Source organism: Sphingobacterium sp. UME9, from assembly GCF_014170215.1.
In the GTDB taxonomy this organism is placed as follows: Bacteria; Bacteroidota; Bacteroidia; order Sphingobacteriales; family Sphingobacteriaceae; genus Sphingobacterium; species Sphingobacterium paramultivorum.
In genome coordinates this window covers 957,381-974,001 of record NZ_LZZP01000013.1, presented here as the reverse complement: position 1 = coordinate 974,001, position 16,621 = coordinate 957,381, and the positions used below count along the sequence as shown (strand labels likewise).

Here is a 16,621-nt window from a genome sequence, read left to right as displayed (position 1 = left end):
GTCTATTTAACATTAAATTTATAACTTCGATCATCGCATTACAAATTTTGAGGGCTAATAGGTTAAAAATGGGCTATTGAAGGTTAAAATCTACCCATAAATCGAGAATGCAATCCTTCATCTTTGTAAGAACAATGATCTTCGGCGTATTAAATGAGCAATAACATGTCTAAAATGAATCTTAAAAAAAGCTATTGGATCCTATTTGCGCTCGTATGCACACAGTTGCCAAGCAGCGTATATAGCCAACAGGACGAACACCCCGTATGGAAAGCAGTCAAAGCACAGCAAGCCACATTAGGCGTAGAAGAGGGCGCCAAAAGCTTTACCCTCAAAAACCTCCATGTAGCTATCCTCAATGCATCGCAGACGCTATCTTCTTTTCGCCCCAACGGTGGCGAAAAAGATTTTGACTATACACCTGTTGAGCTCCTGAGCAAAAGAGACCGCAATAAGTTTTTTCATATCGGTGATATCAATATCAGTTTGCGCCGTCAGGGTGATACCCCCTGGACTTCCTACTCTTCGGCGGCAGACCGTAAACATGTCATCCCAATAAATCCGGCAAAAAACGATCTTGCAAGCGCAGATATCAGCCCTACGCTCAACAATATTCCGTTGAAGGTTGTACGCAGCTGGCAAGAGGACGGAGGCGATCTGATCCTGAGTTTTGAGATTTCAAATCCCAACGGTTATCCCATCGAAATCGGCGCGCTGGGTATACCACTTCCCTTCAACAACAACATGGATTGGAAAAATCTCGATCAGGCACATGCACAGAATGTCTTTTTCGATCCTTATATCGGCCAAGATGCGGGTTATCTACAGGTCAACCGCCTACATGGAAATGGACCGAGCCTACTGGTATTACCCTATAAAAATGCAGGCTTTGAAGCCTACAATCCGCTCAATACAGACCCTACTCCCCGAAGTATTACCTTTGAGGGATTTCATGAATGGATGATCCACAGTAAGGCCTATGCCGAGACTGATTGGAAAGGTGTAGAACAATGGAATACACCGACTTCTACCCTCTTGAAGTCACATGAATCAAAGACCTTTGCCTTAAAATTTGTCCTCGCACCAAGTATCCGGCAAATTGAATCGGAGTTATTGAAAAACAATAGGCCTGTTGCTGTTGGACTTCCCGGATATGTTGTCCCCATGGACAATCCCGCCAAACTTTTTGTTAAGCACAACAAAGCGGTCAAAAGTGTCAGTGTCTATCCCGAAGGTGCATTGACCCTGACAAAAAAGGGAAGCACAGCTCAGCAATGGACCGAATACGAAGTGAAGGGCAACCGTTGGGGACGCGCGCGGCTTACCATCAACTACAGGGATGGCATTACACAGACGATCCACTATAAAGTAATCAAATCCGAAAAAGAAGTTGTACAGGATCTGGGCCATTTCCTCACCACCAAGCAGTGGTATGAAAATGACAAGGATCTCTTTGGCCGTTCGCCATCTGTCATATCCTATGACTATGAAGAACAGCAGCCCATCACCCAAAATAGGAGCGCCTGGTTTGCAGGCCTCAGCGATGAAGCCGGAGCAGCAAGCTGGCTTGCCGCCCTCATGAAACAAGTACTGCAGCCCGATCAACAGGAAATAGCCAAATTAAAACGTTTTGTCAATGAGACCCTCTATGGCCATATCCAGCATAAAGAAGGCGACAAGAAATATGGAGTTGTCAAAAGCCTTTTTTATTATGAACCAGACTCAATGCCGGCCGGTACCTACCGTTCGGATATCAACTGGAAAACCTGGTCTGCCTGGCCCAAAAAGGAAGCCGATGACATTGGACGATCCTACAATTATCCACATGTTGCGGCAGCACACTGGGTGATGTACAGGCTCGCCCGCAACTACAACAATCTGGTCAATGAGGAAACCTGGGACAAATACCTCGAACGGGCTTACCTGACCAGTATCGCCATGGTCGAAAAAGCACCTTACTACGCGCAGTTCGGTCAAATGGAAGGCAGTATTTTCCTTATCGTCCTCAATGATCTCCGTAAGGAAGGATTAACAACGATGGCCGACAAACTTGAAGCCGCCATGCGCAAGCGAGCAGAGCATTGGAAAACCCTCAATTATCCATTCGGGAGCGAGATGCCATGGGATTCTACCGGTCAGGAAGAGGTATACCTTTGGTCGCGCTTTTTCGGCTTCGACGAAAAGGCTCAAGTGACGCTCAATGCCATCATTGCTTACATGCCTACCGTGCCGCACTGGGGTTACAATGGCAGTGCACGCCGTTATTGGGATTTTGTCTACGGCGGCAAGCTCTCCCGTATCGAGCGTCAGCTGCATCATTATGGTTCGGCCCTCAATGCCATTCCCGTCCTTACAGCCTACCGCGACCATCCAGACGACTTCTACCTGCTCCGTATCGGACATGCAGGTATGATGGGTGCATTGGCCAATGTCACAGCCGATGGCTTTGGCCCGGGAGCATTCCACTCCTACCCATCCACACTGGCCAATGACGGCATCTCGGGCGATTATGGAACCGGCTTTTACGGGTATGCCGTCAATTCGGGGACCTATATTGTCGAACATCCCGAATTTGGCTGGCTGGCTTTCAGCGGTAATCTAAAAACCGAAAAACAACAGGTCAAGGTTGCCCTGACTACAGCTTCCAAAGGACGTGTCTTCCTGGCAAAAGAAAATCTTTGGTTGACCACAGATGCCGGAGAAATTGCCGAATTGCACTACGATCAAAAAGACCGCAGCGTCACCCTCATCTTTAATAATGAGGCAAAACAAAATAGCGCGAATATTCTGCTCAATGTAAATCCCGAAAGCCATTATGAGGTGGAAGGAATAAACAAAGATCCGTTGAATCGCTATGTAATACCCTTATCAACAAAAACGGTAAAATTGAAAAAGCTGAAGTAGAAAAGAATCCAGACAACGGCCTACTAAAACATGGGCTATATCTTCGCTAGCATCCATGCTAGAAACACAAGCGATCATAAGACGCCAAAAAGCGGGCTTTCATTTAGATGGAAGCCCGCTTTGGCTTCGTAGCAGCAGCGCAGTTCAATTAATTTAAAAAATAATCCACCAAACTGATAGACTTTATTTATTATTCCTTATATTTGCTTATCATATTCAATCAACTAAACTTTTTTAACATTTAAGATCCCTTATGAAAAATCAACAATTCCACATTGCATCCATGCGAATGTGTTGCTAACACAAAACTACAGTGCTCTGCTGTAGAAACATTCCCCTAGAAATCCTGCAAGTAATCAATTGGCGTTGGCACTTGTTTAATTTTTAACTATTAATCCAAATTTTATGAAAAACATTGGAGTACGGCTGTATTCTATCTATTTTCTATTGTTCTTTTTTTGGGTACAACCCACTTATTCACAGAACAAGCCCAAACCTATCGTAAACGCTACCCTTGAGGGCCATATCATTGACGCTTCTACAAAACAGCCTATAGAAGATGTCACTGTGCAATTGGATGCTGTTACCCACTCTGTGAAAACCGATCGGGAGGGTAGATTTCAATTTGTTACTGGACAGAAGCTCCCCTTTAAGGTTAGGCTGACGCATCTCAACTACAAGTCACTCTCCCTTGTTATCGACAAAAGTCCCATTGTTATTGAGCTTAGCCCAGCAAGCAAAGACCTGGAAGAAGTCGTGGTAACAGGTGTTGCACAAGGCACAAGCCGCAAAAAGCTATCCTTTGCATTGACCAAAGTAGACCAGGAGCTGATCGGTACCGTTCCTGCTCTCGATGCTTCCACGAGTTTACGCGGAAAAGTCGCCGGCCTTCGTATCGACCAGTCGGGTGGCAATGCCGGAGCATCGGTATATCTCCGTGGATCAAAGTCGGTAACTGGAGAAATCGAGCCTTTGATCGTGGTGGATGGCTTCGTCACAGCCCTCCGTCTTTCAGATCTTAATCCCAACGATATTGAGAGCATCGAAGTTGTCAAAGGAGCTGCAGCTTCGGCCTTATATGGAACCCGCGGCGAGGGCGGGGTCATTCAGGTGTTGACAAAAAACGGTAAAAAGGAAGGAAAACTGAATATCAGTATAGATAACGAACTTGGTTACTCGAGTCTGTTATTACTTCCACCCCTATCCTATCAGCATCATTTCAAGGTCAATCCAGACGGATCTTTCCTGTTGGTCAATGGAGCCCGGGTGATCGACTACAAGGAAAATGGTTTTTCGGTCAATCTGCATCCCTATAAAGACTATGTGGACAATACCAAAAATCTATTGGGCCGGACCAGCTATTTTACCAATTCCATCTCGGCCGCAGCAAGTGGTGAAAAATATAACATCTATTTATCCGCACAAAACCAACATAAAGGCGGTGTTTCACCAGTGGTCGATGCAGACAAAAGACAGAACATTCTGTTCAATCTTGGTTACCGCGTTTCACCCAAAATTACAGCCGATCTAACCACACAGTATAGCTTCTTCAATACACCTTCGAGTGCTGTATCCAGCCGTTCGGATGGACTGCTTTATTCGACTTTACTTGTCGAGCCTTTTATCGATCTCAGTGAAAAGAATGAATCGGGAAAATATGTCTACCTACCCAAAGGGAGCAATCTTTCCGGTCAGCAATGGACCAATCCTTTCTATCGACTGAGCAATGAGGAATACGCCTATCAGACCGAGAATCTGCTGCTGGGTGGAAAACTAAAATATGCAATTACCGAACACCTGAGTGCCGAAGGAGCCCTTTCCTTACAGACAAAACAATATAATACCGAAGAATACTACCCTAAAGGTTATCAGACCATTGTCCCGGATGTCAGTCTGAATAATGGGAACTATGCTTTAAGAACCTCCAAAAGCACCAGCAAAAATGGTCAGCTACAATTAAATTACAACCGCAGGACTGGCAATCTGGATTGGGGGCTTACCGCCAAATATGTGTATGAATTTGCATCGCAGACAGGTTTCAATGCTTCCGGTCGAAATCTTACGGCCCCAGTCAAAAGCCTGGATGTGACGGAACCGAGCACGAGGGTCATTTCATCCAATTGGGAAAAAACAGTTAACCATGGCTATTTCCTCAACGCCAAGTTTGCCTGGGCAGATAAACTATTTGTCGACGCCCTCGGCCGGCTCGATCAGAGTTCACGGTTTGGCCGCGATGTCGGTACAGCCTTTTTCCCCCGCATTTCCGCCGCCTACCGATTGACGCAGGATATCAAGCTCGATCCATTGACAGAGTTTAAGCTGCGGGTGGCATATGGAAAAGCGGGAAGCCTTCCTCCTTTTGGAGCCAAAGACAGCCGCGTCAGCATCACCAATACAGGGGGTGTCAGTTATACACAAAATGACAATACCGATCTGAAGCGGGCAGTTACCGCGGAAACGGAACTTGGTTTTGATGCCGTTTTATTTAAGCGACTGAATGTGCAGTTCAACTATGCTTTTTCAAATAGTACCAACGATTTTATTTCTGTCCCAGCCTTTACACCGATTTCGGGCTCAGCAAGCATCTACGACAATCTAGGCGCTGTAAAATCAAATTCTCTCGAACTGGAGGTCAATGGAAAAGTGGTCGAGCATAAAAAGTTTAGCTGGTCATCAGGCCTTACTTTCAGCCGCGTCCGTAGCCGAATTACCTCGCTGGGCGATGTTCCAGAGTTTACATACAACGGTTATCGAAAAGCTGTCGGCGCCAGTACCACCGCAATTTATGGGTACAGTATCCACTCGGATCTCGCGCAGTTGCAAACCAATGCCGACGGTTTTGTCATCAATGCCGGTAACGGTACCAAACGGGTTGAAGACTATGTGGTAAATGACTTTGGTGTTGTGGTCGAAAAAGCAGCTTTGGGTACGGCAAATGAAGCTCCCGTATTTTATGTCAATGCTGCAACTGGCAATGCCAAAATTATCGGCGATGCCAATCCAGATTTTTTACTGGGCTTTACCAACACCTTTAATTATGGGCGTTTTTCACTTTACAGCGTGCTGGATTGGCAACAAGGGGGACAGAAATTCAATGAAACCGCACAATATCTGACCTATGTCTACCGCTCGGAATTTTCTGACCGGAGTGCCGCCGCAGGCAAACCGCTAAACTTTACCACCCAGGTATTCAACGCCTCACAAGTGACAGATTATTGGATCGAAAAAACGACCTATTTGGCCCTTCGCGAGCTTTCGTTATCCTATAAACTCCCAACAGAAAAACTAGGTCTTTCCAAGGTTCTGAAAAATGCCAATCTATCCCTTATCGGCAGAAACCTCTTTATCTGGACAAACTATAAGGGAGTTAATGTTGATGGAATCGGACAGGATGGATTCAACTACCCTACCTACCGTATTATTTCAGGGAAACTCACCTTCAATTTTTAACCTAATCAGACAAAGTAAAACATGAAGAAGATATTTTTTGGTTTAGCCGTTCTTTTCTCACTAGGCTCATGCGAATCAATCGGATTCGATGACCCCTCGACATTGACGAATGCCGAAGCCATAGAAAAGATAAAAAGTTTGGGTTATGTACTCACAACAAGCAGTGTGCAAACCGCCTTTAATACCACGACCAATAACGCTGGTGGCTCCCATTTTAGTCTTTGGGCAGACCAGTCAACCAATACCAACGGCAGCCAGTCCTGGTGGGATTTTGCGAACGAACCGCGGTTACGTTTGAACAACAATTCCGCTTACCGCGGTAATGCAGCCGTTCGTGAAGTGTATTCCAATTTCTATCAGTCCAATCTGGATGCCACCAAAGTGATCGACCTGATCGAGAATCAAAAGTTGACCATCTATGATGACAAGGGTGCCGACCGGACCAAAGACTGTCTTATTGGTGCCTACTATGCAAAAGGTGTCTCCCAAGGTTACCTGGGCGCAATATTCGACCGCGGACTGATTGTCGATGATGTCAACCTTAAACTCAAGGAGTTTCCCAATTCCTATAAAGAGCTGATCGAGAATGGCATCAAACATCTTGATAAGACCTTGCAGCTTATTGCCGAAACACCCAACCTGAATTTCGATTTTTTAAAGGGTGTCACCATTTCCAAAGGCGATCTCGTATTGCTGATCAATTCGCTTTCTGCTCGGATCCTTTCCTCCGTAGCACGGGATAAGGCCGAAGCAGAAAATCTGGGTTCCCCTTATTGGAACAGAGTTCTTGCCTATGCCAACAAAGGCTTTACCACCGATTACACCATCACCACTACCGTGGGTGGCTACTACAATGCCTTGGTCGATGTACTCGAACGCCCGTACGGAACAGCCTCTTATGTTCCTGCAGATATCAAAATCGCTTATTTGGCGGATAAAACAAAAAAAACGCCCACAGCCTACCCCACAAACAACAGCGTTATCTTGGGTCCTATTGAATCTGACGACAAACGTTTCTACCAATATTTTACTTACACAAGTAACTTCGGTATTTTGCTTGAAGCCAGAGGAAGGGGGCTTTTCAGCAATTACATGCGTTCCCGGTGGATGTATCCCAAATTGTCTACCCTCAATGTTGCCGGCGCTGTCAATCCTTACTTTTTGGCCGAAGAAACACGTTTACTGCGGGCAGAAGCAAAATACTGGTTGAAAGATTACGATGGTGCTGCCGCTGAGCTGAATGCTTCGACAGCCTCCCGCAAACAAAAAGGTGGTCTTCCCGATGTGATCGCCAGTGCAAATGCCCTACGCGATGCTATTCATTATGAATATGCGATAGAGATAGATGGGGCAGGTGGTACTTTTGTACCCTTCACCTTTATGCGGAGAAATGATCTGCTACAGGGCGGCACGCCGACCCAGTTTCCGATACCACAGATCCAACTGGAACTCATCGGAGAACCTGTCTACACCTTCGGTGGGAATGAGTCTGCCGGTGAAAAAGGGAAATTTGGTGAGCTTGGTACAGCCCGCGACAATGGCTGGAAGCCAGCTTCAAAATAATCAAACAGAACAACCATTCTGTCGAACTAACCCCGTTTATATATAAGCCATTGTTTTCGCGCTGCTGTGTGCAGCGCGAAAACAATGGCTATTTTTTACGGCTCTATTTAGCTCAGCAGCTTTTGCTGAAACGCAAAACGGATCAGATCGGCCGTGTTTTTGCTTTTTGTCTTATCCATCAGATTCTGACGGTGCCCTTCGACAGTCCGTTTGCTCAAAAAGATTTTATCCGCAATTTCCACAGCAGTGAAACCCTGCGCAATGAGTTCTAGTACGGCAAATTCCCTTTCTGTGATTTCATACTGTGACAGTCGTGAAGTGGCATCAACAGAAACGCTGCTCTCGACATCAAAGTTTTCCATAAACCGTAGACCGAAATTGGTCATCAGATATTTATGCCCCTGAGATAAACGTAACAATCCAAATAAGATTTCATCATAGTCCCCTCCTTTAGATAGATACCCGTCTGCACCACTCCGAAAAGCTTCGGCTACATCAACCGGATCTTCAATCATGGAAAGCACAGCAAACCTAAGATCAGGATATATTTTTTTGGCCATTCGGATGAAACTTACACCATCCATGCCCTGCATATTCAGGTCCGTTAAAACCAGATCTGGCAATGCATTTTGTTCAAGATAGATTAATGCATCCTCTGCACTGTCTACTTCCCCTACCACCGAAAGCTTGTCGTGGGTATCAATGATCAAGCGTATCCCATTTCGCACAAGTCGATGGTCATCAACTAAAAGAATTTTAGTCATTTTTCCTCCAATCCTACCAAGATAATCTATTTTTTTAATTAAGTTATTTTTTAAAATTAGTTCACGTAAAAATCCCATCCAGTTCTACTTGACCTTTCGCCATATCTTTTCATTACCCACCTGATTATAGTGGGGTGCCAGCGCAGAAAAGCGCAGTGTCTCCTGACTGCCTAAGGCAAGGTAGCCGAATGTTTCGAGGCTTTCATCAAAAAGGGACAATACCCTGGCCTGCAGCTCTGTGTCAAAATAGATCAGCACATTGCGACATAAAATCAGCTGAAAAGCATTAAAAGAAGCATCACTCACCAAGTTGTGAGATGCAAAAACAATACGTTCCCGCAACGTGGAATTGAGTTTTACCCAGTTATAGTTCGCGGTATAGTACGATGAAAAATCAGCTTTACCGCCCGAAAGCTGATAATTTTCAACATAAGATTTTAGATTTGCCATCGGGATGACAGCCTTCTTTGCCTGCTCGAGCACCGAGGGGTTGATATCGGTGCCATAGATCAATGATTTGTGCAATAGATTTTCTTCTTGCAATAAAATTGCCAGCGAGTACGCTTCCTCGCCTGTTGCACAGCCCGCTATCCAGATGCGGATAAAGGGCGAAGTACGCAATTTTGGAAGGATTTCATGGCGAAGATTTGCGAAAAAGCTTGGATCACGAAACATTTCTGTTACGTTCACGGTCATCTTTTCGACAAATCGCTGCATGTATTCTGGATCGTGGACAACACGATAACGTAGCTCGGCGAAACTCGCAAAATTATCCAGCAGGCAAAGCTGGTTGATCCGCCGCGATAAGGATGCTTTCGTATAGTGGGTAAAGTCGTAACCATAGAGACGCTCCACATCCTCCATCAGGATCATGACCTGCTCTTGGCTGACAATTTTTTTCCCTGTGGTCATCCTGCTATTTCTCTTATCATCTGCACAAGCAGTTCAATGTCGATCGGTTTCGAGATATAGCCATTTGCCCCTGCAGACAGACATTTTTCACGATCGCCAGTCATAGCCTGTGCCGTCACGGCGATAATAGGCAATTCACTTGCATTCCATGAATCACGGATCAGCTTGGTGGCTTCATAGCCGTCTATCTCGGGCATCATCATATCCATGAGCACAACACCTATGCCGCCATGATCCCGTAACTGAGCAAGTCCTTCTTCTGCAGACAGACTGCCTATCGCCTGAAAACCTCTTGACTTCAAAGCCAATTTCAACGCAAATATATTGTTCTGATCATCGTCGATGATCAATATGGTTTTGTTTTTATCCATGCTCCTTATTTATTGCGTTATTATTCATACAGCCATACGCGCAAGAGAGACAATAGCTGATCGATATCCACCGGTTTGGATATATAATCAGACGCTCCTGCGGCAATACATTTTTCCCTATCCCCCATCATTGATTTGGCTGTAACAGCAATAATGGGCATGTTTTCGTATCGCTGATCTTTTCGTATCGAAGCAATCGTTTCGTAACCATCCATTTCGGGCATCATCATGTCCATCAGGATCACCGCCACATCCGGATTATCTTCCAGCTGTTTCAGCGCATCTTTTCCGTCCGTTGCCGGCACCACGGTCATCTGATATTTTTCGAGCGCTTTGGTTAGCGAGAAAATATTTCGGATGTCGTCATCTGCTACAAGTACCTTTTTTCCTTTCAGAACATCCTGCAAAAAGCCAAGTCCACCCGGCGATTTGGTAGAAGGACCATTATTTTCCTCTACGAGATGTAGAAATAAACCCACTTCGTCCAAAATACGCTGATAAGAATTAGCCGTTTTTACAATGATAGAATCCGCATACCGTTTTAATTTCATTTCCTCTACCTGCGAGAGGTTCTTACCGGTAAATACAATAATCGGCAAATTTTCAAGGCCTTGGTTTCGTTTCACAGCCTCCAATGTCTCGTAGCCAACACGGTCCGGAACCCCCATATCAAGGATCACACAGTCGGCAGTGTCTGAGCTCAGCGCCACAATGCTATCTTCTACATTGCTCTTGATCTCCGAGGCAATGTCAAAACTTTCAAGAAAGAGCGACAGCGCCGCTGCATGTTTGGGATTTTCTTCAACGATCAATACTTTTTTGGGATGCCGCGTGAGGGCATCTTCTATTTTACGAAACATATCGCCCATCTGCTCCAATGCCATCGGTTTATTGATAAAGTCTATGGCGCCCTGAAGCAGGCTTTCTCTTTTAACCTGTAAAGAAGACATAATATGCACAGGTATATGTCGAGTCTTGGGGTTTTCCTTGATCTCAGCCATAACCTGCCAGCCATCTTTGAGCGGAAGCTGAATATCCAATAGGACCGCCAGCGGCATATAACGTGCCACCATCTCCGCTGCGATATCACCACGGACGACCACGATACCTTTGTAGTTTTGCTGACGCGTATATTTGAGCAGGATCTTTGCGAACTCAATATCATCTTCAACAATCAAGATAAAGCGGTCGCCTGCGACGATGCTATCGCGATCATCCGGAATATCGGCTGGGATAGGAATCTCAGGCATCCTTTCCACGGCCTGCACTGCCACTTGTGAATCTTGTTCCACTACAGCGGGCTCCACCGTTTCAACGTCTGTTTCTCCGATCGTTGGTCGCTGCAAATCCGCAGCAAATACGGATGGCATGTTGCCCGAAATCTGCTCCGGAAGGATCAGCCGGAATACACTGCCTTTGTTTTCTTCACTATCCAACAAGATTTCGCCTCCGAGCAGACGCGCCAGTTCACGGCTGATCGAGAGCCCCAGTCCAGTGCCCCCAAATTTGCGGCGCGTCGAACCATCAGCCTGTTGAAAAGCTTCAAAAATCAGATGCTGCTTGTCTTTTGGTATTCCTATTCCCGTATCGCGCACTTCAAATACGATACGGTGTCTCTGCGACTGTTCGCGGTCAATATGCAAGGTAACTTTACCCGAAGCTGTAAATTTGATGGCATTCGACAATAGATTACGTAAAATCTGATCCAGGCGCTGCTTGTCTGTTTCGAGCTGAATCGGCAAACCCTTCGCGGCGCTCATTTCTAATCCGAGCTGTTTATCCGCGGCGATTGGTCCGAACATAGCCGTCAGTCCATTCAGTATATCGGTAAAATATACAGGCTGTACATCCAGATCCATTTTTCCGGACTCTATTTTGGAAAGATCCAGAATCTCATCTATCAAGGTCAGCAGGCTCTTTCCCGAACTTTGGATCACAGCTGCCGATTCCATCTGTTCTTCATTGAGGTTGCCGTCCGAATTTTCGGCCATCAAACGGGAAAGTAACAGAATTGAATTGAGCGGTGTACGCAGTTCATGCGACATATTGGCCAAAAACTCAGACTTATAGCGTGTACTTTGTTCCAGCTCCGCCGCCTTTTTCTGAATTTCCTGATTGCGTTCGGCGATTTCAACATTTTTATCTTCCAACAGTTTTGAGCGCTCCTCCAATTCACGGTTAGACTGCACCAGTTCTTCTTGCTGCACGCGGAGTTCCTCCTCCGATGCCTGCAATTTATGGGTATGCATTTCGAGGCTCGAATTGAGGGATTCCAATTCGGTATGCTGTGCCTGCAGCTCTTCAGTCTGCGCCTGGGTTTCTTCCAATAGATTCTGCACCACCAGTCTGGCCTGCGCCGCCGCAAGTGTAGTACCTACCTTTTGCACTGCATCCCTAAAAAATGCCAGCTGTATGGAAGAAAAAGGCTGTAATGCCCCCAGCTCCATCACACCGATACATTGGTTACCCTCAAAAATAGGCAAGATAAAAAGGTTGTTCACCTGCACCTTTCCGATAGCAAAACTGATAACATAGCTGCTATTTTCGAGGTTTTCGAATAACTTTTCTTTCCCGTCTTTAAAGACCTGACCGACCATGCCCGCTCCTGGAGCGAAACGTTTATGGTCGAGATCTTCGAGTCCATAGGATCCCCTTAAGACAAGTTCCTCCTGTTCCATCAGGTAAATGGCACCATTGACACAGTTGCCATATTTTGTCAGATGCCCCAGTGTAACGGCTGTGAGCTCTTCCCGCTGTTTATTACCCATCAAGAGGTTGCTCAGCTGGGTTAGTCCGGCTTGGTGCCAGTTGTTATTATTGAGTTCATCAAAAGATGTTTTGAGCGACCTAGCCATTTCATTGAGGGATCCCGTCAAGCTGCCCAAATCATCCTGTTCGCCATCCTGAATCTGCATCTCATAATTGCCGGCAGCAATCTCCCGTGCTATACGCTGGGTAATGCTCAATCTGCGTTGGATCTCTTCATCTTTGCGCTTTAGGTCATTCTGCAACTCCTCGCGCTTAAAGAAATCTGCCCGAAGGCGGAAGTAAAAAAACAGCGTAATCAGCAACGAAACTGCGGCAGCCAATAAAACAAATATGGATGTGTAGCCCGAAGACCGTGTAAGCTCATCCGAGCGTCGATTGAGCAACGATTCTTCTTTATCTATGATTTTGCTGATCAGCAAACGGCAACTGTCCATATAGGTTTTGCCTTCTTCGAGCTGGGCAACAGAGACCATACCACCTCGTTTTTTGATGTTCACCAAATTCTCTAATCGATCCAGTCGAGACTTAACAAGTGTTGACAGGGTATCAATCACCTGCTGCTGAGCTGGATTATCAGCCGTAAGATCATGCGCGCGGCTCAGCGATTGAGGCAAGGACTGAAGACCATTTTTGTAGGGATCGAGAAACTTTTCCATCCCCGTCAGCAAGTACCCACGCTGGCCCGTTTCTGCATTCTGCAGATCCTGCAGAATTTTATTGACACGGCTCATGACACGGCGGCTGTGATCAACCATCGTACTATTGTGGATCTGCTTACGGATACTGACATAAGAAGCCGTTGAACTCGCTAACAGGATCAACAGTGAAATTCCAAAACCTACCTGCAGGTTTCTTAAAATAGTTTTAGGCATGCTTTTCAACAATTGAGTTAAGACAATGCCAACTGATGGTCTAGATGGCCGCCAAATATAGCAATAGGGAGCCTAAATTAAATCCCGCGTCACCCGGCCCCAACCATCTTACCGTATTTTAACAAAAACTTACGTATTTATCCCCCCGAAGCAATTCTATTGGCGATGATTTCGGAGGTTGCTGCACAAAAATCGAGCCCCGAATAATCCGGATTATAGCCGCCCATATAAGGTACAGCCATCATGAAAAGACGTTGACTGGCGTTGCCGCTGTGGTCTACAAGCCGGAAGCTGTCGTCTATCTTTACACCGGGTACCTGCAAAAAAATGGCACCATCCGGAGCCACAAACATATGGTCGTTGCCTGCCAGCATTTGTTCTTTGGCCTGTTCCACTGAACGAAATCGCAGGTAAGCTGGACTGACATTGCCATTGTCGACTAAACTCTTGAAAGGAAATTCTTCAAAGTTCAAGGGTCGCTGTCCTACACAATCCACAAATGTCTTATAATGGGTTTTTACTTCTATCCCAGATTCATCGGTATAAAAATAGTTAGCGCCGCGGTCGCTCGCAGGTTCAATCCGACTGTCCGTACCAACATTGACCACTTCCAGCCGACCAGCATCGTGTAGTGCGAGGAGCTCACGACTGGAACTCTGCGGCACAAAAGCGATGACAATGGAAATCAACGGCATCAGTACTTTTTTTAACCGCAGCATATCTTCGGCAGACATATATTTGGCCGGGTAATTCAGGGTAAAGCTCAAGGCAAAAAGCACTTCTTTCCAATAGATAGACTGACGCCTTCTGATAGATTTCAGCGCTTGTTCGTGCTCCTGGCGAAATCCCTCGAAGGCATCTTTCTGTTCCCTTAAACTGAGTACTGCTTCTACAAAGTCTTCCAGGCTGAGCTTTTCCACGATCGCATAAAAATCGGGATCCTTTTCTTTAAACTGCGCTTTAAAATTACGATCGAACAGAAAATCCAACGACACGAAACCCTCATTTTCAAGTCTGTTAAGCATGAGTTCCTCTTCGGAGATCAAGAGCTTGTTGGCTAGGAAAGGTTCTTCCTGATGGAATCGGATCGCAGGCAGAAGACCACTGCGGGTATGCATCAATAACTTAAAATTTTCACTTCCCGGGTCGATCTGATACCTTAACTCACCTCTCTCCAGCGCCTCAAAAGACCCATTGTGGCGTGCCAGTGTACGGATAGCATCGATTGCCGTGAGCGAAGCGCCACGCAAGCCTACTGCATGATCTGTTTTTAAGGCGAGCTTTGACGGCGGATAGGGTGATTCAAAATAATGTTCTACATTGCCCTCATACCTGGTTGGCCATTTATGTCCGGTACAGATGATAACCTTGTCTACAATATAGGTATCAGTGCTGCCCACCATGATTTTAACCTGCGTCTGGCTTTCAAGATCAATGATATCACTGACCTGGCTGCCGAGATGAATCTGTGTTTCTATCCCCTTTTCATCCGCCATCCGTTTCAATAGCATAAACTGCTCCGAAAGGTAGCGGCCAAGGAGCAACCGTGGTACCACTTTGTAGCGATTAAAATCGTCAACATCGATTCCATAGCTTCGGAGCGTGGTCTCCGATAAGGATTGAACATAATCCTCAATCGTCGAAACCAGTGCGGGAATTTCATGATCCGAGACATTAGTTAGATGCTCAGGTGCAGCACCTTCGTAGCTATAAGGCATCCCTGCCCCCAATTGCTTGCGGGACTCGAAAATAGATACTTTGAGACCGGCTATATTCTTTTCGACCAATCTCTTGTACATAAACAGGCCACTGGGTCCACCCCCGATAATGGCTACATGAATGTTTTGTTGCATAGTTTTCGTTGCGCTGCCTAAAGGACAGTATTCGGTTCTAAGAACAAGGGTAAATTGCAGAAAGTTTTAGGCCTATTTATTTCAGGACAATAAAAAACGGGATAAATACGGGCCACGATTTAAATACCTGAATCTCGGATTCTGCAAACGATCATCTGGTACCTGCTGTTTTTTCAATAAACAAAAATGATTACAAATAATAATATTATGGAAAACAACATTAATAATCCAGAAATCATCAACGACATTATCAAGATCAACAACGACCGCATCGAGGGTTATAAAAAAGCAATTGATCTGGCGACAAGTCATGGTTTAGATAAACTTATACCAACATTTCAAAAATTCATTGGACAGTCAGAAGAGTTTATCGCCGAGTTGACTCCTTATGTTGAACTTGAAGGCAAAGAGGCAACGGACAGCACCATGCTGAGCGGCAAACTTTTCCGCGCCTGGATGGGCATAAAAGTGAATATTACGGGAGACGACGAAAGAAGCCTGCTCGAAACCTGTGAACAAGGGGAAGATGCATTCAAATCAACTTATCAAACAGCTTTGGCTGAAGGCTCTCAAGAACTTTCGCAAAATGTTCATAGCTTGATCAATACACAGCTTAGCAAACAGCTTGAAGCGCATAATATCATCAAAATGCTGCGCGATAGCAAAACCATCTAACATTGAAATAGTAGTTTTTCTTTTTCATGAAAAATACCGAAGTGTATATTGCTTCGGTATTTTTTTTATGTCTCGACTTCATCATCGACTCATCTTAGCCAAGAATGTAGCGCCGCTTTTGCTGATTGCTTCCATTTCTCCCGACCAGAGATTGTTGTCGTAACAATAAGCATGATCAAAAATATCATTTCACTTAAATACATCATCCTATGATCGCCATGCTTCCATACGGTAACCATAAGCGGAAAAAGGAAATCTGAAAAATCATATGGTATAGCAGAATTGACACCACCGAAAGTTACATATAAGAGTATAAAGACATAAAAAATAATTGCCATACACTGTATGAAAAATCGGTTCACCAGCTGAAAAAATATTAATAGCAGCTGAACCATTAGGATACCCCCTCGGAATGTATGGATTGTTAAAGTAGGCCCACATCGTAAACAATACACATACAATGAGCCCCATCAAGATCGTATTATTAA

Annotated in this window: 10 protein-coding genes; 4 read left to right on the top strand and 6 right to left on the bottom strand. The window is 45.3% G+C overall.

The features are described 5' to 3' along the window. The first annotated feature begins 174 nt into the window (after nucleotides 1-174). The 3 genes from A9970_RS23155 to A9970_RS23145 all read left to right on the top strand — a co-directional run bounded on the left by A9970_RS23155 (nucleotide 175) and on the right by A9970_RS23145 (nucleotide 7,917). A complete protein-coding gene (locus A9970_RS23155) occupies nucleotides 175-2,904 on the top strand; it encodes a DUF5695 domain-containing protein (RefSeq protein ID WP_220801683.1) in 2,730 nt (909 codons plus the stop codon). Between the two features lie 405 nt (nucleotides 2,905-3,309). Beyond that, nucleotides 3,310-6,354, top strand: coding sequence for a SusC/RagA family TonB-linked outer membrane protein (locus A9970_RS23150; protein WP_182983906.1), 3,045 nt, complete (start codon nucleotides 3,310-3,312; stop codon nucleotides 6,352-6,354). Between the two features lie 21 nt (nucleotides 6,355-6,375). Further along, the gene (locus A9970_RS23145; RefSeq protein ID WP_182983905.1) at nucleotides 6,376-7,917 is read left to right on the top strand and encodes a hypothetical protein; all 1,542 of its coding nucleotides are present in this window, start codon (nucleotides 6,376-6,378) and stop codon (nucleotides 7,915-7,917) included. A 107-nt stretch (nucleotides 7,918-8,024) separates the two neighbouring features. On the opposite strand, the gene A9970_RS23140 is transcribed toward A9970_RS23145, so the two are convergent. From A9970_RS23140 to A9970_RS23120, 5 genes are all read right to left on the bottom strand, one after another. Continuing rightward, complete coding sequence (locus tag A9970_RS23140; protein ID WP_182983904.1) at nucleotides 8,025-8,681, bottom strand: response regulator transcription factor; 657 nt, start codon at nucleotides 8,679-8,681, stop codon at nucleotides 8,025-8,027. A gap of 84 nt (nucleotides 8,682-8,765) precedes the next feature. After that, a complete protein-coding gene (locus A9970_RS23135) occupies nucleotides 8,766-9,593 on the bottom strand; it encodes a protein-glutamate O-methyltransferase CheR (protein WP_075993579.1) in 828 nt (275 codons plus the stop codon). Then, nucleotides 9,590-9,964, bottom strand: coding sequence for a response regulator (locus A9970_RS23130; protein ID WP_088162353.1), 375 nt, complete (start codon nucleotides 9,962-9,964; stop codon nucleotides 9,590-9,592). The genes A9970_RS23135 and A9970_RS23130 overlap by 4 nt, the downstream gene beginning before the upstream one ends. A gap of 20 nt (nucleotides 9,965-9,984) precedes the next feature. After that, nucleotides 9,985-13,605 carry a response regulator gene (locus tag A9970_RS23125; protein WP_182983903.1) on the bottom strand — a complete coding sequence of 1,207 codons (3,621 nt, stop codon included), beginning with the start codon at nucleotides 13,603-13,605 and terminating at the stop codon, nucleotides 9,985-9,987. 137 nt (nucleotides 13,606-13,742) lie between these two features. Continuing rightward, on the bottom strand, nucleotides 13,743-15,458 hold the full coding sequence (locus tag A9970_RS23120) for an FAD/NAD(P)-binding protein (RefSeq protein ID WP_182983902.1): 1,716 nt from the start codon (nucleotides 15,456-15,458) through the stop codon (nucleotides 13,743-13,745). A 207-nt stretch (nucleotides 15,459-15,665) separates the two neighbouring features. Here A9970_RS23120 and A9970_RS23115 point away from each other — a divergent pair, with 207 nt between their 5' ends. After that, nucleotides 15,666-16,133, top strand: coding sequence for a PA2169 family four-helix-bundle protein (locus A9970_RS23115; RefSeq protein ID WP_182983901.1), 468 nt, complete (start codon nucleotides 15,666-15,668; stop codon nucleotides 16,131-16,133). A gap of 89 nt (nucleotides 16,134-16,222) precedes the next feature. On the opposite strand, the gene A9970_RS23110 is transcribed toward A9970_RS23115, so the two are convergent. Continuing rightward, nucleotides 16,223-16,471: a hypothetical protein gene (locus A9970_RS23110; RefSeq protein WP_182983900.1), complete on the bottom strand. Its 249-nt coding sequence runs from the start codon at nucleotides 16,469-16,471 to the stop codon at nucleotides 16,223-16,225. Nucleotides 16,472-16,621: the final 150 nt, after the last annotated feature.